This is a genomic window from Thermotomaculum hydrothermale (assembly GCF_016592575.1).
Lineage (GTDB): Bacteria > Acidobacteriota > Holophagae > Thermotomaculales > Thermotomaculaceae > Thermotomaculum > Thermotomaculum hydrothermale.
On sequence record NZ_AP017470.1, the window covers coordinates 1,349,962 to 1,371,125 of the forward strand.

The following is a 21,164-nucleotide window of genomic DNA, read 5'->3' on the forward strand; positions in this document are numbered from 1 at the left end:
TCAATCCTTCACCACAAATATTTTGTTCCTTTGGGGATTAATATAATCAAATCCCATTTGTTTAGCCTTTGACTCAACCTTTTTGTAATCTATCCTCTCTGAAAAAATCCTTTCAAGGTTGTTTATTGATTTTTTAGTCCTCAAAATTTCAGATTCAATCCTTTTTATCTCCCTTCCCTTTCTCTCAACCATACTTTTTATAGCAACATATGAAAGGTAAGGAAGCCCTATAAGAAAAACAACTATTAGAGTTTTAAAAACAAGGTTGTACTCTCTCCTCATTTAAATCACCTTCTCGCAGGCTCTTAGCCTTGCACTTCTTGACGCAGGATTCTCACCTACTTCAACTTCAGAGGGTCTAATCACCTTTTTTGTTAATACTTTAACAATGGCATTATTTCCCCCGCAGGTGCATCTCATCTGAAATTCAGGGCAAATACAATTTTTTGCCTTATCTCTAAAAAAGTTTTTAACAATCCTATCCTCAAGGGAGTGAAAAGAAATCACCACAAGCCTGCCCCCTTTTTTCAAAAGAGGAATAGATTTTTCCAGGAAAATTTTAAGGTTTTCAAGTTCTTTATTTACCTCTATCCTTATTGCCTGAAAAATCCTTGTAGCTGGGTGTATTCTGCTCTTTCTTGACCCATAGGCTTTAACTGCTATTTCAGCCAATCTTGAGGTAGTTTTTATTGGGGATATTTTCCTTTCCTCAACAATCATTCTTGCTATTTTTTTGGAAAGCCTTTCCTCTCCATACTCTTTGAAAATTAATGCAAGTTCATTTTCAGAGTATCTGTTTACAACCTCTTCTGCTGTTAAATTACTTTTCCTGTTCATTCTCATATCAAGTTCACCTTCTCCGGAAAAGCTAAAACCTCTTTCAAAATCCTTTAATTGAAACATTGACGTTCCTAAATCAGCCAATATTCCGTCCACTTCCCCTGCAATACCTACTTCATTCGCAACTTCATCAATATCCTTGAAATTTTTATGAAAAAAGAACTTATTACATTTATAACTTTTAAGCCTTTCTCTTACCCTCTCAATAGCATCTTCATCCATATCAAGGCAGATAAGCATTCCTTTCTCAGAAAGCCTCTTTGCAATCTCCTCGCTGTGTCCTCCTCCCCCTGATGTACAGTCAAAATAAATCCCTTCTGGTTTTACATTTAAAAATTCAATAGATTCGCTGAGCAATACAGGGGTATGCATTCTATCTCCCCCTAATTAAAAATGCCTGCTATAAGTTCGTCATCAACCATTCCCTTTTCTTCATATTCATCAAACCTTGAAGCTTTCCATAACTCAATAAAGTTTCCGTTTCCAATCAAATAGGCATCGTCTCCTGATTCCACTTCAGCCATTTCTGACAATCTTTTGGGAATAACAAACCTTCCCTGCTTATCAAGGGTTACAAAGTCTGAGTTTCTGTTTAAAATCCTTCTCAACCTTTCTTTTTCAACAGGACTTTTATCATCCATCTCATTAATCTTTTCAAGGGCTTCAAGCCATTTCCGTTCAGGGATTATAACAAGGTATCCTATCCCTTCACTTTTTCTGTATGCTATAACAAGCTCCTCCCCGTAAAAATCCTTCTCAATTATTTTGAGATAGCGAGAGGGCAACTTAACCCTGCCGCCAGAATCAATTGTTATAGCTTTGTTTCCGTAAAACTTTCCTCGCATCAATCCGCCCTTGTTGTTTCTTAATTTCCATTTTATTCCATTTTTTCCCATTTGCAAGTAAAAAACAAAAAAAAATTTATACCCACTACAACTTAAAGAAAAACAAGATACTTCTTTTTAAAGAAAATTTAAAAAAAATTTTTTATTTGATTTAATTATGGAAAATTTTTAGGAAATAGTGGAATTTGTATAAAACACCAAAAGTTTAAATGCCATTCAAAATTAAATAAATCCAGTTTGCAATAAAAAGGATAAAAACAATAATTAAAATTATCTTTTTTTCCTTTTTAGTTATATCTATTGAAAGTTTCTTTTTGAAAAATACAGGTAAAAATCCTGTTAAACTCCATAAACCAAATAAAACCCCCGATATAAACATAAAGGGGTTAAACTTAAACGCAGAAATTAAATCAAAATTATAAAGGGATAAAACAAGCCTTGTTGTACCACAGGTTGGGCAAGGATATCCTGTAAAGTGTTTAAACTGACACTGCATAGGGGGCATTAATCCTAATTTAACAAAAATATACCCCCCAATTGCTGCAGTAAAAAACACTATAAAATAGATAAGGGGGATATTAATATCCCCCTTTTTATACTCTTCTAACTTTAATTTCATAAATTAATGTCCACCACCTGCAGCAGCCATTCCTACAACACCGAGAATTGCAACAATATAAATAACAAAGCATAAACAACAAAAAATATAGGGTAATAAAACTGCAAAGGTTGCTTTACCAGTTGTGGTTTCGTGAACTTCAGCCAATCCCATAATGTTCAGGATAATCCTGTAAATCCAGCCTAATAATCCACCGCAAAATGGGACAATTGCAAACAACATAACTGCTGAAGTGTATGCAACAACATTAACTGTTGATTCAAAACCATTTTTAGCACCGTTTACTATCATTAAGAGAAGGTGATAGATACCTGCCATTATAAAAAGCCCTATTATAACTCCAATAGGGATTAAGAAAATACCCAACACCCCACCAAAAACAGCAAACATACTCTGCATCTGCATCTCTTTTGCTGGAATATTCCCCCATTGTGCAAGCATTGAATAGAGAGAAGACCTGAACACAAGGTTATAGATAAAACTAAAAATGCCAGAAACAAAACCCATAATAAGTGCAAACAAAATTCCAGCTCCAATTTGAGCCTTAAAATCATAATTTGCAAAAAACTCTCTTGGGCTAAATAACACCAATTTTACAGTTGATACAAGCCTATCAAAAAAAGGTAGCGATGAATCTGCAAAGGGTATAGCCATTTTTGAATAAGACGGTGTTGATTCTGGAGGGGTTTGTGGAACGGAAGGCGGTGGTGGAGTCTGATTCATTACTTCTCCACTGTCTGTCTCTTCTTTTTTTAAAACATACCCACAGTTTGGGCACTTTGCTTCATCCCCATTTAAAGAAAAACCGCAATTGGGACACTTAATCATAAATTCCTCCAAAAAATAGTGGTTTAATTAAATATTACCACTAAAGTTTGGTTTTCTCAATAAAATTATCAACTACTATGCTTTCACTTCTGTCTGGACCTGTTGAAATTAAATATAGTTTTGTTTCAAGAGCGTCAGAAATATATTTGACATAGTCTTTTGCCTCAGCAGGCAAGTCATCAAAGTTTTTAATTCCTGAAATATCAGAGCCCCAACCCTTTAGAAATTTGAAATAAGGTTCAACTTTTTCAAGAATATTGATATCAGAAGGAAATTCTTTCAGCAATGTCCCTTTATACCTGTAACCTATACACACGGGTATCTCTTCAAACTTGCTTAAAACATCTAACTTCATCAAAGCAATATGAGTGTACCCGTTTATAATTGTTGCATACTTTGCGGCAACAAGATCAAACCAACCACATCTTCTCGGTCTGCCTGTGGTTGTACCAAACTCTCCACCTGCTGCCCTTAAAATTTCTCCAACACCATTCTCTGCTTCAGTTGGGAATGGGCCATTGCCGACCCTTGTACAGTATGTTTTAAATATTCCAATAGAATAATCAAGCTTCTTTGCCGGGAATCCTGCCCCTGACGATACTCCACCTGAAATAACAGAGGACGAAGTCACAAATGGGTAAGTGCCGTGATCAATGTCAAGGAGAGAGGCCTGCGCACCTTCAAAAAGTATGGATTTGCCCTCTTTTGAAAATTTTTCAAGTTTGTACACAGTATTTGAAATAAACGGCCTGAAATACTCCTTTATTTCCATTAATTCGTCGTAAAGTTTTTCTATATCAACAGTTTCAACTTTAAAGTAATTTTCAAAAAGAAAATTAAATTTATTAATCGCATCTTTCAGCATTATTTTAAGGCTATTATCATTAAACAAATCGACTACTCTTATTCCTGTCCTTAAAGCTTTGGTTGCATAAGCAGGACCTATGCCTCTTCCTGTTGTTCCTATTTTTTTAAAATTTCTATTATCTTCTAAAGCCTTATCTAAAATTTTATGGAAGGGAAGCACAAGGTGGGCCCTGTCACTAATAATCAATTTTTCAGGTGTTACTTTAACCCCTTTTTCTTTTAAATTTTCAATCTCCTCTTTTAAACTAAATGGATCAATTACAACCCCATTGCCAATTACACATACTTTGTCATCGTGAAAAATTCCAGAAGGGACAAGGTGCAAAAAATAGGTTTTTCCATCTATAACAACAGTATGCCCTGCATTGCTTCCACCCTGAAACCTGACAACAACATCAAAGTCTCTGGAAAGTATATCAATTACCTTCCCTTTGCCTTCATCTCCCCACTGTCCCCCGGTCACACAAATATTGATTCCCATATCTATCTCCAATATTTTTTTGCTCAGACTTAATAAATTTTACCACAGTGAGTGAAAATTAAGCTATAAAAACAAAAAAGCGGGGACAAAACCCCGCTTGAAATTTTAGTCAATTTTGCATATTCATTAATTCTTTTCATTTAATAGTTTTTCAATCTGATCCATTGTGTCACTAAAAACCTTCATTGTGGTCTCAAATGGGATTTCAGTTTCTAAATCTGCCCCTGCCTTTCTCAAAATATTTATTGGCGTATCTGAGCAACCAGACTTTATAAATCCAAGGTATTCTTCCACATCTTTTTTATCCCCATGAATTACCTTCTGAGCAAGGTGGGTTGACGCAATCAATGATGTTGCATACTGATAAACATAAAAATTGTAGTAAAAATGTGGTATATATGCCCACTCAATACCGTAAAGGTCATCAACCTTGCAAATTCCCTTATCGTGTCCATAGTACTTTCTCACAATATTTAGATAAATCTTTGACAAATCGGCACCAGTTAAAGCCTCTCCCTTTTCAACCCTTTTGTGAATTTCAAGCTCAAACTCCGCAAACATTGCCTGCCTGAAGATTGTTTGCCTTATACCTTCAAGCAAATGCCCTAAAAGAAAGAGTTTCATATCTCTATCTTTTGTATGGATTAAAAGGTAGTGGTTGAGCATATTTTCATTAAATGTTGAAGCAACCTCAGCAACGAAGATGGTGTAATCTGAATAAACATAAGGCTGGTATGTATTTGAAAACATTGAGTGCATTGAGTGGCCTAACTCGTGGGCAAGGGTTGATAATGATTCGTAATCTTCATTATAGTTTAACAATATGTAAGGGTGCACATCGTATGCATTTCCGCTTGAATATGCTCCCCCTCTTTTCCCTTCATTGGGATATACATCAATCCATCTCTCCTTAAATGCCCTGTGTAAATAAGTTTCATACTCATTCCCAAGGGGCTTTAATGCATCTTCAATAATCTTTTGTGCCTGCTCATAGGTGTATTTAGCATCAACACTTTTCACAAGCGGCGTATAGAGGTCTGCATAAGTCAATTCCTTTAAACCAAGCATTTTCTTTCTCAACTTTAAATACCTGTGGAGAAGGGGAAGGTTTGCATTAATTTCTTTTATAAGGTTGTGGTAAACCTTCACAGGCACTTCATTTGGAGTTAAGGCTGCTTCAAGTGATGAATTGTACTTTCTTGCATTTGCATAGAACCAGTCTTTTTTTACCTGAGAATAGAGCAAGGTGCCAAATGTGTTTTCAAAGCTTTTGTATGTGCCAAAGAATTTTGGGAAGACAATGTTTCTTATCTTAATGTCAGGGTTTGAACGCCATTTTGTATAGGCTGCCTGATTCAACTTCACCTTTTCTCCGTTTAATTCAACAATTGGGAAAGGCATATCAGTATATGAAAAAATTGAATATGTCTGGTAAGGTGCATCTGAAATCATTGAGGTTTTTGCAAGTAATGCTTCCTCATTCTTTGAGAGAATATGCTTTTTCTCTTTTAAAATCCTTGTGAGATAAAGCTTGTATAATTTTAAATCCTTATTTTCAAGGTATTCGTTTATCTTTTTTTCGCCTAACGATATAATTTCTGGCTCAATAAAAGAAGAGGCTTCAGCAAACTTCCTGGCAACATTATAGGTTTCATTCTTCAACTTCTGGTTTTCTGAATTTCCTAAATCCTCGTCTGCCCTTAAAGAAACATAGGTTATAAGTCTGTCAAGTTCTTTATGAAGATTAAAGTATGTATCAAGGCATTTTTTTAACTCTTCAGGTGAATTGCCTAATTTACCCTGAAAGCTTTTTAAAGATTCAATCTTTTTGGAAAATTCTTCTCTATTTTTTTTAAAAACCTCTACCGATGGATACAAATCTTTCAAATTCCACTTATACTTTTCAGGAATCTCTTCCCTTGTTTTAGAAATTGCTGTAAAAGTAAACATTAGCATAAAACTTAAAATGACAAAAAACTTCATACACCCTCCTAATGGTAAATAATAAATTCAATATTTGGTTTAATTTCTCCTGTTTTAGGGTCAACCATTATATTTTTCCCGTGCTGTTCATAGTACGGCAAAGAAAGAATTTCGTGAATCTCCTTACTGCACTTTTCAACAGGCTGAGTCCCCTTTTTAAACGCTTCAAGTATTATATCCTCAGGCTTACAGCCTGCATCAATATTTGCAAGCAATCCGCTTCTTTTATCAATAGGCACCCTCACTATGCCCTTTGGCACTGGCCAGTCTGTTTTAACCGAATGCTTGATGTATTCTTTCATAAAGTCAATCCATATAGGCAACGCTGCCCTTGCACCTGTTTCTTTGTTCCCTAAACTTTGTTTTAAATCAAACCCAACCCACACACCTAAAGTAATATTTGGGTCACTTCCCACAAACCATGCATCTGTATAATTGTCTGTTGTACCTGTTTTTCCACAGAGATTCCAGTTTAACTGCCTTGCCCTTCTCCCTGTTCCATGCTGAATTACACCCCTCATTGCTTCCAGAGTAATATAGGCTGTATCCTTTGAAATAGCCCTGTATGATAGTATTGTTTGTTCTTCAAGGGTATTTCCATACCTATCAGCAACCTTTCTAATAAAAAATGGTTCTGTGGTAACCCCAAGATTGGCAATTGTTCCATAAGCCCTGCAAACTTCAAAGAGTGTTAAATCTGTTGAGCCTAATGCAGATGAAAGGTAAGGTGCTATTTTTTCTTTTATCCCCAATTTCTTTGCAAAAGACCTTATTTTTTTGTAACCAATTCTATTGAATAGTTTAACCGATACTATGTTTTTTGATTTTTCAAGGGCAGTTCTTAAGGTAACCAATCCATCATACTCGTGGTAATAGTTTTGAGGTTCATAAGGCTCTGGCTCGTCAACTTCCCCCTCTCTAATCTTTTTCTTATACTGCTCACTTAACTCATACCTTTGAATATTTCCGTATTCGTCAACATAAAATAGTTTAGGATCAAGAAAAATGGTAGGCTCATCAAAAAAGGTATCTGCTAAAGTGAAGGCACTGTCAAAGGCAGCACCGTAAAGTATTGGTTTGAATACTGAACCTGTCTGCCTTTTAGCCTGAATAGCCCTGTTGAATTTTGAACGCTTGAAGCTGTACCCTCCAACCATTGCAAGAATTTCACCAGAATGGTGATTAATTGCAAGCAATGCACCCTCAACCTTTGGCTCCTGGTCTAGGGAGATATTAAATTTGTTGTGTTCAGGATCAAATTTGTGAATTTTAAATAAAACAACATCTCCTGGCTGCAATATGTCATTTACTTTTTTAGCCCTTGTCCATACAATTTCATATTTACCAATCTTTATCTTGTAATCCTTTATCCTGACAATAGCAGATTTTTCATCTGATTTAACAATTACCCCTTCAACAGTATCTCCTTCTTCAATTGACTTATTCCAGGTTGGAGACCAGTATGTTTCAATCTCTTCCTTTTTAACAAATTTTTTATCTTCAACCCTGAAGCCCTGCCTTTTATCAAGCGCTTTCAAGCCATCTCTTACCGCTTTTTCAGCCGCTTTTTGAAGTTGTAAATCAAGAGTGGTATAAACATTCAACCCATCATCCAATACAGTGTCTGCACCATATTTTTCATAAAGGTATTTTCTCACCTCTTCAAGGAAATAAGCCCCAACCCTCTCTTTCACTTCAACATTCTCTCCAGGCAAAACAAGGGGGGTTTTTACTGCATCCTTATACTGCTCTTTTGTTATATACCCCTCTTCAAGCATTCTTTTTAAAACATGATCTCTTCTTTTTTTTGCAAGTTTAATATTTCTTGTAGGGGAATATCTTGAAGGTGCCTGAACAAGACCTGCAAGGAAAGCGCTCTCAGGTATTGTTAACTCAGCTGCATCTTTTCCAAAATAATACCGTGATGCAGCCTGTAAGCCATATAAACCTCTTCCAAAATAAACCTGATTTGCATACCTTTCAAAAATCTCTTCTTTTGTAAACAACCTTTCAATTTGAATCGCTAAAAGAGCCTCGGTAATCTTCCTTTTTATACTCTTTTCTTTCCTTCCTGTCATCTGTCTTACCAATTGCATTGTAATTGTTGAAGCCCCCTGTGAAGCCCTCATAGTTATTAAATCTGAAATTGCAGCCCTGATAATACCAAGTGGGTCAACTCCAACATGTTCAAAAAATCTTGCATCCTCAACCGCCACAAGTGCCTCTACAAAACTTTTAGGAATATCGTTATAGCTTATTAATTCCCTCTTTTCCCTTGCAAAGGTACCAATTACATCTCCATGTATATCGTAAACCTTGGTAACAAGCTTGGGCTTGAAGTCTCTAAGTTTTTCCATTAATTCATTATTCTGCCCTAAAGAAAGTATATATTTAGCAAATCCAAAACCAAAGATTGCGCAGAAAAGAAAGAATAGAAAAAGATAAAGAATTTTTCTATAAAAAGGTTTTTCTTTCTTTTTTTCCCTCAATTTTTTTAAATTAACTTCTTCCTGATCTCTTTCTACAATAATTTCATCTTTTTTGTGTTCTTCACTCATCCATTTTCTCCAGCACTGATTTTACCTTTTTATCCATTCTATTCAGGTCTTCTCCCCTGTCGTCTATGCTAACTCTCGTTAAAACCCTGTTTGAATACTGCTTCATTATTTTATGACACTTCTTTATTAAATCAAAAACCTCATCAGTCTCCCCCTCAACAATTGTTGCCATTGGAGTTAACTGATACTTTAATCCACTTTTCTTAACCTCTTTTAAGATAATTGCAACATACTTTGATAGCGATTCTTCCCCTGTTATAGGCACTATAGAAAATTCAGCAATCATCTCATAGCCTCCAGGCCGTACAGATAGGTATGGTCTCTATCTCCAAAAAGGTAAAACCCGCATATCGGCTTATCTGATACAGCAATCATTCTATAAACTCCCTCACTATCAAAAATATCCTTACCAAGTGAAACATACTTTTGAAGGGGGGTTAAATTGATTGTCTTTTCTTCAATTAAATTTCCATTTGAGTCAAAGCCTTTTAAATTAACTTCAATGCCTTCATTGTTCGGGTTGAATATCCCAATCCCTGTCCATTCATTATCACCTGAGGGCATTAAAGCAAAGTAAAGCTTTTTTGAATAAATTGCTGAAGAGTTAAGCCCGCCAAAAACATCTTCTGTAATATCGTCTCCCCTTTTTGTTCCAAAAAGGTAAAGCCCCTGAACAGGCAAGTCTGAAACAATCTTCATTGCAGCAGCAGTTTCAGGCAAATCGTTTTCAAAGTAATCTGTCACAATCCCCACAGATTTCCCTTCAGGTTCAATTGAAATATCCGCTTCTCCAACACTATTTCCATCAGAGTCAAGTGCAATAAGTTTCACATTTGCCTGCATATTATTTGGATTAACAATTGAAATCCCAGTCCACCAAAAGTATCTAACATCAATATGGGGAAGAAAAAACACCCTTGCAACCTGTGGAGTTAATGTAAGTGCTGTTGCCTGAAAGAAGTCGCCACCTATAAGCCTGAACATCTCAATTCCACAAAATTCAGCATCGCTTTCAGCAATCCCCCAGGGCGTTAAAATATTGTCATTATAAAACTGGTTAAAATTAACCAAAAATGAAGAGTTTTCTAAAATTGAATTGCTCAATACATCGCTTCCATAATTTAGAAAAGTGCCATTGTCATTAAAAGAAAAGTAAGAGAATGTTTCATAAAGATAGGTCTGAGTTGCAATATGGCTTACTATTGTATTGTTTAAAGCAAGAATTTTTGCTTCATACCCTATAGCCTCGTTTTTATCTCCATTTATCCCGTAAGCTGAAGCATTAACTTCAAGGTTATCTGAATATGCCTTCAAATAATAGTAATCGCTCCCATCAAAACTCTTTGTTTCATAAGGTTTAAAGTGTTCAACAGTATTTGAGACTTCCTGGCCATCAGCATCGTAAAAGTGAATTTCAACATCCCCTTCTTTATCACTTAAATTGCTTACAACAATGTTTTTTTCAAAACTTCTATCAAAATCTGTTAAAGGAAGGTAAATAGGGAAATTGCCTTTCACTGTTAAAGAATAATCCCCTGTTTCCTTTATTGGTGAGTAAACCTTTACTGTGTAAATCCCTCTTTCAAGAGAGAGGCTTAAACTCTCATCTCCTTCAAAGTCTGAATCTGATTGAGCTATTAAATTACCCTCATCAAAAACCTCAAGGCTTAAATCTATATCAGAATCAAGGGATATTTTTACATCAGTCTTTCTGTCAATCTTTAAAGAATAATAATCAATATCTTCCTGGCTTATTAAAGATGAGAGGATTGTCCCCCTCTCAAGGTAAAAAACATTTCCTTCAAAATTGTTCGGCTCAAAGGGGTCTTCCGATTTGTCAGGATTAACTGTGAAATCTTTTTCTTCTGTCTCATTATTAAATGTTAATTCAACCTTATAGTTTCCAACACCCTTTAAATCAACCCTCTTATAAAATATCCCCTCTCCGTCAAAATCAACACTTTCGTTAAACTCACTCTCGCTTCCGTCAGGATAGGTTACCTTTAATGTTAAACTTTCTCCATTTGTTACATTACCTAAATCAGAAACAACATAAAAGCAAGCGTTTGAGTAGTTAATCGTTTCCAGGCTTTCAGGGATATAATCCCCAAATGTGTCATCGTAGTAATCTGTTATAACAACATCAAATGAATATGTAAAAAGAGAAAAAATTAAAAACAGTAAAATACAAAGCCTTTTCATACAAACCTCTAAACCTTTTCAACCTTACTTAAAGAGTAAATAGGAGTAGGTTCATTCTGTTTTGCTATATCTATACTTACCGGCATTCCCTTAACCACCCTTGAAACACTCATTAAAGCAATATCAGGATTATTGTTTTCCTCGCTTAAATGTGCAAGAACAATATAACCTGTATTGTCAGAAATTACCCTTTCAACAAGCCTCGCACAATCCCCATTTGAAAGATGCCCCTTTCTGCTTGCTATCCTTTGCTTTAATTCCCAGGGATACTTAGTTGAGAGTTTCAACATTTCAGGGTCATGGTTTGATTCAATAATTAAGGCATCCGCCCCCTTTAACTCGTGGGATACAAGCTCAGTTGGATAGCCTAAATCTGTAACAAGTGCAAACTTTATCCCTTCCGAATATACAACAAATCCAACAGGGTCTGCTGCATCGTGAGATATAGGAATAAAAAAAACATCAACACCTTTAAACTCTGAAAAAGTTTTGCCAGATTCAACAAATACTTTATCCTTTATTCCTTTATCATCAAGCCTTCCTGCTTTAAATGTTTTTTCAGAAGTAATTATTGGAACATTGTACCTTTTTGAAAATGTGTGAATACTTCTTATGTGGTCATCGTGCTCATGGGATAAAAAGACAGCATCAATTGATGAGGGTGATACACCTATTTTCTCAAGCCTTAATTCAACCTGTTTACAGGATAAACCGCAATCAAATAGAAAAGAGTAGCCATTTATCCTCAAAAAGGTGGAATTTCCTTTACTTCCACTGCCTAAAACTGAAAATTCAATCATTTTTAACCACTTGGTTTATGAAATCAACAACCTCAGATATCTTTGTACCTGGCAAAAAAACTCGTTTTATTCCAATTGATTCAAGAAAGGGGATATCGTCTTCGGGAATTATACCGCCGGCAAAAACAGGGATATCTTCAGCGCCTTTTTCTTTGAGAAGCTTCATTATTTCAGGAAAAAGGTGGTTGTGTGCCCCTGACAAAATACTCAAACCGATGCAGTCAACATCTTCCTGAATTGCAGCGTTTACTATTTGCTCCGGGGTCTGCCTTAACCCTGTGTAAATAACTTCCATACCAGCGTCTCTCAATCCCCTTGCAACAACCTTTGCCCCTCTATCGTGGCCATCCAAACCTGGTTTTGCTATTAAAACTCTTATCTTCTTACTCATAGTTTTATTTTACTTTAAAACACCTTTTTTTTAAATATAAAAGCCTAATCAAAAAGAAAACTTTTATCAAAATCCTTCCATACAGGCTCAAGCCCTTTTTCTTCAATCATTCTTGCAATCTCTTCAGGACTTCTTTCATCTGCTATTTCAAACTGCTTTAAAGCATCTGTGTGAACAGAGTATCCACCTGGGTTTGTTTTTGAACCTGCACTAATCCTTGTAACCCCAAGCCCAACCATTCCATCTCTGAATTCTGGGTTCTCCCTTGTTGATAAAACTATATCAACATCGTTTAAAACCATTCTCAAGGCAAAAATAACCTGCGCTAATTGTTTATCATTAACTATTTCGTAAGGCTTAAAATGGCCTTCTGCATCCCTTAACCTCGGGAAAGAAATTGCAACCTGAGATTTCCAGTAATGCTTCATTAAATACCTTGCATGAATTGCAACCATTGATAAATCAACCCTGAAATCGGATAAACCAAATAGCGTTCCTAACCCCAATTCTCTAAATCCAGCTTTTGCAGCCCTTTCTGGAGTTTCAAGCCTGTAAAAGAAATCAGCCTTTGGTCCTTTGTGTAATTCTCTGTACCTTTCAAGGTTGTATGTTTCCTGATAAACTGCTATTCCAGTAACACCTGCTTTTGATAGTCTCTCGTATTCCTCAGTTTCCATAGGATAAACTTCAATTGAAACAGCGTAAAACTTTTCTCTTAACCTTTTAACAATCTCTTCAAAGTATTCAACTGGAACTGCCTTTTTATCTTCTCCGCTAACTAAAAGTATGTGGCCAATACCGTGTGAAAAAATCTCATCAGCCTCTTTTAACACCTCGTCAATAGAAAGGGTTATTCTTGGAAATTTATTGTTCACATTAAACCCACAGTATTTGCAGGCATTTACACAACTATTTGAAACATACAGGGGGGCGTAAAGCTTTATAGTTTTCCCAAACCTTAAAAAGGTTATCTTTCTTGAAATTTTAGCCATCTGTTCAATAAATTTTTCAGCAACAGGGGAAACAAGGTATGGGAAGTCGTCAACACTCCACCTGCTTTTTTTCAATATCCTCTCTACATCATTCTCTGTAGCAGAGTAAATAATTTTTTTTATCTTATTCTGGTCTATCTTTTTGTAAATTTCTGAAAAACTCATAATCAATCCAGAAATCCAGTTAATGGGCTTGATGCAGAAGCCTTTTCCTGTTCCTCAATTGGTCCTGCTTCAATGCCTAAAACAGCAGACTCAACTGCCAACTTAAAAGCCCTTGCCATTTTAACAGGGTCTTCTGCTAAAGCTATTGCAGTATTAACAAGGACAGCATCGGCACCTAACTCAATTGCCCTTGCGGCATGAGATGGAAGCCCTAAACCTGCATCAACCACAACAGGCACATTAGCCTGCTCAACAATAATTCTAATAAATTCCTCAGTTTTCAATCCCCTTGCACTACCTATTGGTGCAGCCAAAGGCATTACAGTGGCACAGCCGACATCTTCAAGCCTTTTTGCAAGCACAGGGTCTGCATGCATATATGGAAGAACAACAAACCCTTCCTTAACAAGCATTTCTGCAGCCTTTAATGTTTCAAAAGGGTCTGGCAATAAGTAAACAGGGTCTGGAGTTACCTCAAGTTTTACCCAGTTTATCCCGGATGCAGCCCTTGCAAGCCTTGCAAGCCTAACAGCCTCTTCCGCATCCTTTGCACCAGATGTATTGGGTAGAACAATGTATTTATCAAAATCAATTGCACTTAAAGTTGGGTCTGGAGAATTAAAACTTACCCTTCTCAAGGCAACGGTAACAATCTCAGCCCCTGAAACCTCAAGAGCCTCTGCCATAACCTTTGGGGAAGGAAATTTCCCTGTTCCTATAAACAACCTTGATTTTATCTCTTTTCCTGCAATTATAAGCGGTTTCAAATTATCCTCCTCCTACAAAAGAAACAACCTCAACCTTGTCTCCTTCTTTAATTAAAGTTTTGTCAAAATCTTCTTTATAAATTACCTTTCCATTCAACTCAACAGCAACAAACCTTGAGTTTATTTTTAAAGCTGAAAGAAGTTCAGACACATTGGTTAGATTATTTTCAAACTCTCTTATCTCTCCGTTTATTCTCAATTTCATTTTTCCAGCCCTAAAAGTATTCTTACAATTAAATGGGATTGAATAGAAGCAGCTACCCCTACCCTTGTTGCCACAAGGCCTAAGCCATCCCTTACCTCACTCACCCCATCTCCTACAATATAAATTTTATCAGATATTTTTTTTACCGATATAGTTTTTTCCGAATCAAAACCTGCCACCCCGCTTGCTGCAACTATTACTTTTTCAGGAAACTTTTCCCTAATTCCACTTACCAATTCTGCCTTTGCTTCAGGATTATCAAAACATTCTGCAACTATATGGCAATCTTTAAAAACTTCAACATTATCTCTTGTTATCTTTAAAATATGGCCTTCAACTTTTGTAAATCCTGAAATTTTATCCATATTCTCCTTAAATGCTTTTACTTTAAGCTCTCCAATCTGATGCACAAAATACCTCTGTCTGTTTAAATTTGGCGGCTCAACAATATCAAAATCTGCAACAACCAATTTCCCAACACCTGCCCTAACAAGGTTTTCTCCAATAACACTCCCCAATCCACCTAAACCTGCTATACCTACAACACTTTGTTGAAGTCTCTCTGTGTAATTATCAGGCTGTCTTGCAAACATTAAATCTTTTAAGGAAATGTCAGGGGGTATTTCCCCTTTTTTGAAAACAGAAATCCTGTCTCCCTCTTTCAAAATAGTTGAAAAATCAGGTCTTAAAACTGTGTTTAAAATAACATTATCAAAGTCAGAAAAATATTTATTTAAAAAATCTTTAAGACTAATTGCCCTATTTATTTCAACTGGTTTACCATTTAAAAAAACCTTCAAATTTAATCCCTTCTTCCGAAAAACATTGTAATTCCGGCTATTGAAAAATCCTTTTGCAATTTTAATTTTAAACCTTTTACCCTCTCAAAATCAATGCCGCCTAATAAAACAACCTTATCCCCAAATTTATCTAAAAGAGGTGATATTTCATCAAGCCCAAGGGGTTTTAAATGGTAATCTTTTTTAGAATACGGCTTAAAAATTGGGGATATAAAAACAAAAGTTGCGCCTTTTTCAAGCATTTTTTCTGCTAATTCAATACTATGGCAGGATACAGAAAAACGAAAATTAAAGTTTTTCTTTAAAAAATCATTAAAAAAAACAATGCTTTTTTCTTTGAAATGACAAATTATGTGGTTGTCTTTCAAATCTTTCCATTTATCAAAGGGAATAAGAGGAATCATTCCCTTATCTTTTAATTTTTCACAAATATTTTTTAATTCAGGGGAATTTAAAATTAAAGGGCTTCTCACATATATGTGGGAAGCCCCTATTTCCTTAAGTAAACAGAATGAATTAACTAAATCGTCACAATTAAAATCATCCGGTGTAATTGCTATAAATTTCATTAAATTAAATTTCTGAAAACTTCTTATGTCTCCTTAAAACAACCTTTGCGTACCTGAATGCCGGTAAATCTTTTTTGTGTTTGTATTTTCTTAACGCAGTTTCTCCCATATTGTAAGCTGCAAGAACAAGGTTCATATCCTTGAATCTTTCTGAGAGTTTTTTAAGATAATACATACCTAAGGTTACATTTAACTGAGGATTGTAAAGGTGTTTTTTATCTTTGATTACAATCCCAAAATCTTTGGCAAGTGCTTTGCCTGTGACTGGCATCAACTGCATTAGACCAATCGCACCAACACGAGAAGTTGCAAATTTGTTAAAACTTGATTCAGTCTGGATAACAGCAAGGACAAATTCAACTGAAAAACCATACTCAATACTCTTTTCTGCAATAATCCTTGCCACATCTGCCTTTTCTTCTTCCGTCAGGTTTGTTTTTACTGAATTCAAAACTCTGAGAACCTTTTGATAGTTTTGCAAAAACTCAATTTCGTATTGAACAGAGTTTTCTATAGAATTTTCATAGTTTTTCTCGTTTTTAGCCATCGGCAAATTCACAGGTTTAACAAGGTTGTTATACCCTGTAAAAGCCGCCATAATCATGGCTGTTGTTAATAAAATTAAGTATTTCTTCATAGCACTACCTCCACAAGAGGTAGAATTTAACACAGACAAAAAAAATGTCAAGGGAAAATTTTTATCAGGTGATATTTATCACTCAAATGTTGAAATCGATTTTTATTAAAAAAAATAACTAATTTTAATATTTATGCTCTGAATGAATTGTACAGTAAAATTTTCCATCCTCTAAATAGTATTCTCCCCCTGCCGGACATTCAGGAATCTGCAAGCCGTACTCTTTTAATTGCTCAATTGTAACATCAGCAGGGTCATCTATCCCATGTGTTGACATATAGGTTTTAACAAAATCGTTTAGCATCTTTAAATTCTGCCTGCACGCCAACTCTTTTGTTTTGTCTATCTGAGCCTGCGCTTTTGCAGGAGGGTTACTCTTTGTACCTACAAAATCCCCTGCCCCTGTATAAACCAGATAACCGATAACCCCAACAACAATTAAAAGCACAATCAAACGCATATTGCCCTCCTAAAAAAGATTCAAATGTTAAATAATATTTTATCAATTAAAATAACATTGAAAAGATTAAAAATTTTTAAATAAGCAAAACCACATATTTACTGGAAAAATTTTTGAATATGCCCCAAAATCTTTTTTTGTTTTTCTCTATTTCTTAAAATTTCTTTTATCAAATCTTCCATCGCATAAGGAATATCTTCAAATTCTTCGGGAAGTTGAGAATCAATTTTATCAATCGGTTCTTTCATTTCAATAAGTTTGCAAATAATAGACTCAAACCTTTTAAAGAATTTCTCAATTTTTAACCTGAAGTAAGAGTAAACGAGAATTATTAACGATATCAAAAACAAACTGCTAAATATGAAAAAAAACTCAAACCTTTTTCTAAAGTATAAAATAAGGTTGTCAAATCTAAAGTGGCTTTTAAATAGAAGATTATCTAAAGAAGGAAGAAGTTTAAAATAGTAGAACCAGAAATTCAACACTGCAATAAAAAAAACAACAACACCAAACATTATCAAAAACCTTTTTTGAAATTTTCTATCTATAAAATATTGCTTTCGCCTTCCCATACTCTCCCCCCTACAAATTATGACAGGATAAACACAGTTTACTTCCTCTATTACTCATAACCAATTTACCTTTTAACTTTGAATAATGGTCATGGCAGGTTAAACATTCAACCTTCCCGTTAATCAATTTTATTTGAGGTGGCAAACTTTGAGGCGGATGATAAAAATTAGGAGATTTACGATAAACCTCTTCATAATTCACCCCAATCGGGTGTGATAGCCCTATTCCTCCCAAATGATTCCATGATAACTGTGTTCCACCTCCGTCAGCATTTGATGCAATAACACCATTATGACAAGTCATACAATCCCTGGAACTTCTATCTAAAATTTTTAAAATCTCTGGTGAATCAAATTTTACATGAGCCACGCCAAAAGAAACACTATGAGAAGGTTCACAATTATTACAAATATCATCAACACTATGGCACTGGATACAAAATTCTTTCCCAGCTTTTTTATATCTTAAAAGATATGGATAATTGTCGGCTTTTCTTTTCTGTGTATCTTTCGAACCATAACTTTTATGAGCATAATGGCATGTTATACATGTCATTTTATTATTAAAAAGAGGAAACCTTTTTGGCAAAACCCTTTTTACAAAAAAATCTGACGGATGACTTCTTTTATCAATATCCTCGTGGCAATTTTTGCATAGAAAATCCGGAGAGCCTGTTAACATATTCGGTTCTTTTATTCCCAAATGGCAAAAAGAACATTCATTCTTAAAATTGTGAACCCCACCGGTAATAGAAAGCCCTCTTATAACCAATACGCATAAAATCAAAATAGCTAACAAAAAGGCATTTAATTTAAAGTTCATTTTTCTCAATTTCCTTTAATGAATTTACTAATATTTTTAATTTTTCTTTTTCGGTATCGGAAAGGGAAGCTTTTTGAGATTTAGACAAAATTTCCTCTATTTCGCACAACAATTTTCTCCTTTTTGATTCCCTGCTCAATAACACTGATAGATCGCTCTCAAGCGGTTTTAAAAAATCTGTTTTTCTAAATGCTATTCTCTCAATCTCTTTACCGTTTAAAAAATCTTTAAACATCATTTTAACTCTATACATTGGACCTGAAATTTTGTGTGAAAACCTCAATGCAAGGAACAATATTAGAGACAGGCAAATAACAGTTTGAAGCAACAACGAAATAAATACCATGTATAAAACCCGCTGTTTTATAATCGCAATTAAATGGAAAATACTGTGAAAATTACGTGGCAAAGGCTTGTCTAAAATCCCCCATATAATTCCTATTCCAATTAAAGAACCTATAATTATTGATATAGAGGCTACAAGCACAAATAAAAATTCTTTTTCCACAGGTATCAACCTGTCATTTTTCATCTTTTACTCCGATATTTTTTCCATAAAACTTTATAGGATTCTTTATAACACCTCATTGCCAAATCAACTAAATTATTTTTCTCAAACTCATTACCTATTTTGTAAATAACGGTGAAAAATTCTGGCTCAAAATTTACATAATCCGCACATTTTTTTAACTGGTCTATATCGCCTGTTTTAAGATACTGTTCATAATAGTATGCAAGCATAAATCGTCTGGCCTTTTTCTGTTTAAACATGTTGGCAAATTTTTTCTCCGCCTCTCCAACTTTTCCGTCTAACAACAATGAATAGAACAAGCCTAAAACAACTCTTTTGTCACTTTTATCTGTTTCGTATAGTTTTGAATAAACTTTAATTGCTACATTATAGTTACCGTTAATAAACATAAAGAAAGCCTGCCTTATAGCTCTTTCTTTACTTTTTAAACTTTTTTTCTTTCTCATTTCTGCATAAATGTTTTTCGGCAATGAGTTAGATATTAAAGCATTTAAATAACTTTCAAAAACAATTTTCATATTAGGGATTACACCTGCAATTTCACCAATTAACTTCTGGTTCTCATTAACAAACAATATTGTTGGCAAAACAATAACTCCCATGCTGCCGTATAACTTCCTCTCATAATCTTCAACCACTTTGAAGTTTTTATACCTTTTCAACAAGACTTCCAATTGTTGACAATCCACATTTACAGTTTTCACAAAGAAAACATTTATAACCCTTTTTTTTGTCAAAACATTGCCTATTGTTTTAACTACTTTTTCATTCTTTTTCTTTTTCCCGTTTAAGAAAACTATTATTTTTTTCTCATTCACCAAAATCTTTTCATTTAAAGCATTTTTCTTAAACTTTCCTCCTATCGGCACTCCCCTTAGCGCAAAAGAATTTATGAAAAAAGTTAACAGTAAAAAAATAACTAAAAACTTTTTCATTGATACTTCTCCGGATTTATTCTGTTATATTTATACCCTCTGTGACAACCTGGAGAACAGCTCCCTCCGTTTTTATTTATAGTGAAATTTATAGGAATGTCCCATTTACCGAAAGGAGTTTCTTCTCTAATATGTTTCGGCAATTTGCTTGCATGAGCCATATGACATGCTCTACATGTTCTTCCTTTTTTCTTATGAACATGAACATAATGTAAATTCTCCGAGCCATTTCTAAAGTTGGTATCAACAGTTGTTTCTGGATTTTCCGCAAGATTGGCTTCATGACATTCAAAACACAAAGAGTACCTCTTTTTTTCATAAGGGGTATAAAATTTTTTCGGATACTGTGCTACAAGAATTTTGTAAAAGTTTGAGCCGTGTGGATTGTGACAACCGGCGCAATTACCCTCTCTAATAGGCCCATGTTTTTGTGGGTTTTCAGTAAGTATTTTAAATATATTATAATCTTTTCCGTCTGTACCTATAATAGGCTTATTATGACAGGATAAACATAAAGAAACCTGATTATCTTTAAGATTATTATCATATAGAGAACCGTGCGGGTCATGACAGTTAACACAACCTTTTCCATCATTTACAGGCGGATGCTTATAAAGTGCCTGTTTCGCTTGGTCAACCAAATCACTATGGCATTCAGAACAGATTTTTTTAGGAGATGTTATTAACTGATATTTAAACGAACTTGCGTGGGGATTGTGACAGCCTGTGCAACCATCCTCCAAAGCAGTATGCATTTTTTTCCCAGAATTAGTGTAATTTTTATCCGTATGGCAATTTACACAAAGTTGTTCTTGAGGAGATATTAAAAGGTATCTATTATCTGAAGAATGCGCATCATGACATATTGAACAGTTTCCAGAAATATTGGGGCCATGAATATACTTCCCCTCTTTTGTCTCCCTATCATGGCATTCAAAACAGGTAGCATCAACCCTTTTTGTCCTTATTAGGGCTTTAGTATCTCCTCCATGAGGGTTGTGGCAAAAAATACACTTCTTCATTTTTAAAGCCCCGTGTAGAAATTTACCCCCTCCTCTATCTTCATGACAATCTGTGCATACCTGATTTACATCTTTATAAAATAATTTAAACTCATGTTTTCCAGTTTTTTCATGGCAACTCTCACAATCTTCTTCAACCGGGGAGTGAATAATTTTAAATTTTTTAAAATCTGTGTGGCATTTGGATGTTACGCAATTTTTGTCAAAAGAGTAAGATGCAACTGAAAAAATAACCGCACAAACAATCAGGATAATGCCCTTGAAATTCATA

General features: G+C 34.8%; 24 protein-coding genes. All 24 read right to left on the reverse strand.

The genetic code is table 11. The annotated features are described in order from the left end of the window. The 24 genes from TTHT_RS06190 to TTHT_RS06305 all read right to left on the reverse strand — a co-directional run bounded on the left by TTHT_RS06190 (position 1) and on the right by TTHT_RS06305 (position 21,163). Positions 1-282: a hypothetical protein gene (locus TTHT_RS06190; protein ID WP_201327109.1), complete on the reverse strand. Its 282-nt coding sequence runs from the start codon at positions 280-282 to the stop codon at positions 1-3. Further along, positions 283-1,212 (reverse strand): 16S rRNA (cytosine(1402)-N(4))-methyltransferase RsmH, encoded by a 930-nt coding sequence (gene rsmH / locus TTHT_RS06195; RefSeq protein WP_201327110.1) that lies wholly within the window; start codon positions 1,210-1,212, stop codon positions 283-285. Between the two features lie 11 nt (positions 1,213-1,223). Then, entirely contained in the window at positions 1,224-1,685 is a 462-nt protein-coding gene (locus TTHT_RS06200; RefSeq protein ID WP_201327111.1) for a division/cell wall cluster transcriptional repressor MraZ, read from the reverse strand. A 205-nt stretch (positions 1,686-1,890) separates the two neighbouring features. After that, positions 1,891-2,304 (reverse strand): DUF2752 domain-containing protein, encoded by a 414-nt coding sequence (locus TTHT_RS06205; RefSeq protein ID WP_201327112.1) that lies wholly within the window; start codon positions 2,302-2,304, stop codon positions 1,891-1,893. Positions 2,305-2,307: 3 nt separating this feature from the next. Continuing rightward, complete coding sequence (locus TTHT_RS06210; RefSeq protein WP_201329016.1) at positions 2,308-3,132, reverse strand: YIP1 family protein; 825 nt, start codon at positions 3,130-3,132, stop codon at positions 2,308-2,310. Between the two features lie 40 nt (positions 3,133-3,172). Next, positions 3,173-4,480, reverse strand: a complete 1,308-nt coding sequence (locus TTHT_RS06215) for an adenylosuccinate synthase (protein ID WP_201327113.1) — start codon at positions 4,478-4,480, stop codon at positions 3,173-3,175. 126 nt (positions 4,481-4,606) lie between these two features. After that, a complete protein-coding gene (gene pepF / locus TTHT_RS06220) occupies positions 4,607-6,463 on the reverse strand; it encodes an oligoendopeptidase F (protein WP_201327114.1) in 1,857 nt (618 codons plus the stop codon). Positions 6,464-6,471: 8 nt separating this feature from the next. Beyond that, positions 6,472-9,021: a penicillin-binding protein 1A gene (locus TTHT_RS06225; RefSeq protein WP_201327115.1), complete on the reverse strand. Its 2,550-nt coding sequence runs from the start codon at positions 9,019-9,021 to the stop codon at positions 6,472-6,474. After that, positions 9,014-9,307 carry an MTH1187 family thiamine-binding protein gene (locus tag TTHT_RS06230; RefSeq protein WP_201327116.1) on the reverse strand — a complete coding sequence of 98 codons (294 nt, stop codon included), beginning with the start codon at positions 9,305-9,307 and terminating at the stop codon, positions 9,014-9,016. The genes TTHT_RS06225 and TTHT_RS06230 overlap by 8 nt, the downstream gene beginning before the upstream one ends. Continuing rightward, positions 9,304-11,223 (reverse strand): hypothetical protein, encoded by a 1,920-nt coding sequence (locus TTHT_RS06235; protein ID WP_201327117.1) that lies wholly within the window; start codon positions 11,221-11,223, stop codon positions 9,304-9,306. Before TTHT_RS06235 ends, TTHT_RS06230 begins: the two co-directional genes overlap by 4 nt. Positions 11,224-11,231: 8 nt before the next feature. Further along, the gene (locus tag TTHT_RS06240; protein WP_201327118.1) at positions 11,232-12,023 is read right to left on the reverse strand and encodes an MBL fold metallo-hydrolase; all 792 of its coding nucleotides are present in this window, start codon (positions 12,021-12,023) and stop codon (positions 11,232-11,234) included. Beyond that, positions 12,016-12,414 (reverse strand): cobalamin B12-binding domain-containing protein, encoded by a 399-nt coding sequence (locus TTHT_RS06245; protein WP_201327119.1) that lies wholly within the window; start codon positions 12,412-12,414, stop codon positions 12,016-12,018. Before TTHT_RS06245 ends, TTHT_RS06240 begins: the two co-directional genes overlap by 8 nt. 44 nt (positions 12,415-12,458) lie before the next feature. Continuing rightward, a complete protein-coding gene (gene thiH, locus TTHT_RS06250; RefSeq protein ID WP_201327120.1) occupies positions 12,459-13,571 on the reverse strand; it encodes a 2-iminoacetate synthase ThiH in 1,113 nt (370 codons plus the stop codon). A 2-nt stretch (positions 13,572-13,573) separates the two neighbouring features. After that, positions 13,574-14,338: a thiazole synthase gene (locus tag TTHT_RS06255; RefSeq protein ID WP_201327121.1), complete on the reverse strand. Its 765-nt coding sequence runs from the start codon at positions 14,336-14,338 to the stop codon at positions 13,574-13,576. A 1-nt stretch (position 14,339) separates the two neighbouring features. Further along, positions 14,340-14,543: a sulfur carrier protein ThiS gene (thiS, locus tag TTHT_RS06260; protein WP_201327122.1), complete on the reverse strand. Its 204-nt coding sequence runs from the start codon at positions 14,541-14,543 to the stop codon at positions 14,340-14,342. Then, positions 14,540-15,343, reverse strand: coding sequence for a sulfur carrier protein ThiS adenylyltransferase ThiF (gene thiF, locus TTHT_RS06265; RefSeq protein ID WP_201327123.1), 804 nt, complete (start codon positions 15,341-15,343; stop codon positions 14,540-14,542). Before thiF ends, thiS begins: the two co-directional genes overlap by 4 nt. Before the next feature lie 2 nt (positions 15,344-15,345). After that, entirely contained in the window at positions 15,346-15,912 is a 567-nt protein-coding gene (locus tag TTHT_RS06270) for a thiamine phosphate synthase (RefSeq protein ID WP_201327124.1), read from the reverse strand. Between the two features lie 4 nt (positions 15,913-15,916). After that, complete coding sequence (locus TTHT_RS06275) at positions 15,917-16,549, reverse strand: lytic transglycosylase domain-containing protein (protein ID WP_201327125.1); 633 nt, start codon at positions 16,547-16,549, stop codon at positions 15,917-15,919. 124 nt (positions 16,550-16,673) lie between these two features. Further along, the gene (locus TTHT_RS06280) at positions 16,674-17,009 is read right to left on the reverse strand and encodes a hypothetical protein (RefSeq protein WP_201327126.1); all 336 of its coding nucleotides are present in this window, start codon (positions 17,007-17,009) and stop codon (positions 16,674-16,676) included. A gap of 98 nt (positions 17,010-17,107) precedes the next feature. Beyond that, the gene (locus tag TTHT_RS06285) at positions 17,108-17,581 is read right to left on the reverse strand and encodes a hypothetical protein (protein WP_201327127.1); all 474 of its coding nucleotides are present in this window, start codon (positions 17,579-17,581) and stop codon (positions 17,108-17,110) included. A gap of 10 nt (positions 17,582-17,591) precedes the next feature. Next, the gene (locus TTHT_RS06290; protein WP_201327128.1) at positions 17,592-18,404 is read right to left on the reverse strand and encodes a cytochrome c3 family protein; all 813 of its coding nucleotides are present in this window, start codon (positions 18,402-18,404) and stop codon (positions 17,592-17,594) included. Next, the gene (locus TTHT_RS06295) at positions 18,394-18,936 is read right to left on the reverse strand and encodes a hypothetical protein (RefSeq protein ID WP_201327129.1); all 543 of its coding nucleotides are present in this window, start codon (positions 18,934-18,936) and stop codon (positions 18,394-18,396) included. Before TTHT_RS06295 ends, TTHT_RS06290 begins: the two co-directional genes overlap by 11 nt. Further along, entirely contained in the window at positions 18,933-19,871 is a 939-nt protein-coding gene (locus TTHT_RS06300; RefSeq protein WP_201327130.1) for a hypothetical protein, read from the reverse strand. Before TTHT_RS06300 ends, TTHT_RS06295 begins: the two co-directional genes overlap by 4 nt. Further along, positions 19,868-21,163: a cytochrome c3 family protein gene (locus tag TTHT_RS06305; protein ID WP_201327131.1), complete on the reverse strand. Its 1,296-nt coding sequence runs from the start codon at positions 21,161-21,163 to the stop codon at positions 19,868-19,870. The genes TTHT_RS06300 and TTHT_RS06305 overlap by 4 nt, the downstream gene beginning before the upstream one ends. Between the last annotated feature and the right edge of the window lies 1 nt (position 21,164).

Excerpts from the sequence above, each read along its gene's own strand:
- TTHT_RS06190 (WP_201327109.1), bottom strand. The coding sequence starts at position 282 with ATGAGGAGAGAGTACAACCTTGTTTTTAAAACTCTAATAGTTGTTTTT.
- rsmH (WP_201327110.1), bottom strand. The coding sequence starts at position 1,212 with ATGCATACCCCTGTATTGCTCAGCGAATCTATTGAATTTTTAAATGTA.
- TTHT_RS06200 (WP_201327111.1), bottom strand. The coding sequence starts at position 1,685 with ATGCGAGGAAAGTTTTACGGAAACAAAGCTATAACAATTGATTCTGGC.
- TTHT_RS06205 (WP_201327112.1), bottom strand. The coding sequence starts at position 2,304 with ATGAAATTAAAGTTAGAAGAGTATAAAAAGGGGGATATTAATATCCCC.
- TTHT_RS06210 (WP_201329016.1), bottom strand. The coding sequence starts at position 3,132 with ATGATTAAGTGTCCCAATTGCGGTTTTTCTTTAAATGGGGATGAAGCA.
- TTHT_RS06215 (WP_201327113.1), bottom strand. The coding sequence starts at position 4,480 with ATGGGAATCAATATTTGTGTGACCGGGGGACAGTGGGGAGATGAAGGC.
- pepF (WP_201327114.1), bottom strand. The coding sequence starts at position 6,463 with ATGAAGTTTTTTGTCATTTTAAGTTTTATGCTAATGTTTACTTTTACA.
- TTHT_RS06225 (WP_201327115.1), bottom strand. The coding sequence starts at position 9,021 with ATGAGTGAAGAACACAAAAAAGATGAAATTATTGTAGAAAGAGATCAG.
- TTHT_RS06230 (WP_201327116.1), bottom strand. The coding sequence starts at position 9,307 with ATGATTGCTGAATTTTCTATAGTGCCTATAACAGGGGAAGAATCGCTA.
- TTHT_RS06235 (WP_201327117.1), bottom strand. The coding sequence starts at position 11,223 with ATGAAAAGGCTTTGTATTTTACTGTTTTTAATTTTTTCTCTTTTTACA.
- TTHT_RS06240 (WP_201327118.1), bottom strand. The coding sequence starts at position 12,023 with ATGATTGAATTTTCAGTTTTAGGCAGTGGAAGTAAAGGAAATTCCACC.
- TTHT_RS06245 (WP_201327119.1), bottom strand. The coding sequence starts at position 12,414 with ATGAGTAAGAAGATAAGAGTTTTAATAGCAAAACCAGGTTTGGATGGC.
- thiH (WP_201327120.1), bottom strand. The coding sequence starts at position 13,571 with ATGAGTTTTTCAGAAATTTACAAAAAGATAGACCAGAATAAGATAAAA.
- thiS (WP_201327122.1), bottom strand. The coding sequence starts at position 14,543 with ATGAAATTGAGAATAAACGGAGAGATAAGAGAGTTTGAAAATAATCTA.
- TTHT_RS06270 (WP_201327124.1), bottom strand. The coding sequence starts at position 15,912 with ATGAAATTTATAGCAATTACACCGGATGATTTTAATTGTGACGATTTA.
- TTHT_RS06275 (WP_201327125.1), bottom strand. The coding sequence starts at position 16,549 with ATGAAGAAATACTTAATTTTATTAACAACAGCCATGATTATGGCGGCT.
- TTHT_RS06280 (WP_201327126.1), bottom strand. The coding sequence starts at position 17,009 with ATGCGTTTGATTGTGCTTTTAATTGTTGTTGGGGTTATCGGTTATCTG.
- TTHT_RS06285 (WP_201327127.1), bottom strand. The coding sequence starts at position 17,581 with ATGGGAAGGCGAAAGCAATATTTTATAGATAGAAAATTTCAAAAAAGG.
- TTHT_RS06290 (WP_201327128.1), bottom strand. The coding sequence starts at position 18,404 with ATGAACTTTAAATTAAATGCCTTTTTGTTAGCTATTTTGATTTTATGC.
- TTHT_RS06295 (WP_201327129.1), bottom strand. The coding sequence starts at position 18,936 with ATGAAAAATGACAGGTTGATACCTGTGGAAAAAGAATTTTTATTTGTG.
- TTHT_RS06300 (WP_201327130.1), bottom strand. The coding sequence starts at position 19,871 with ATGAAAAAGTTTTTAGTTATTTTTTTACTGTTAACTTTTTTCATAAAT.
- TTHT_RS06305 (WP_201327131.1), bottom strand. The coding sequence starts at position 21,163 with ATGAATTTCAAGGGCATTATCCTGATTGTTTGTGCGGTTATTTTTTCA.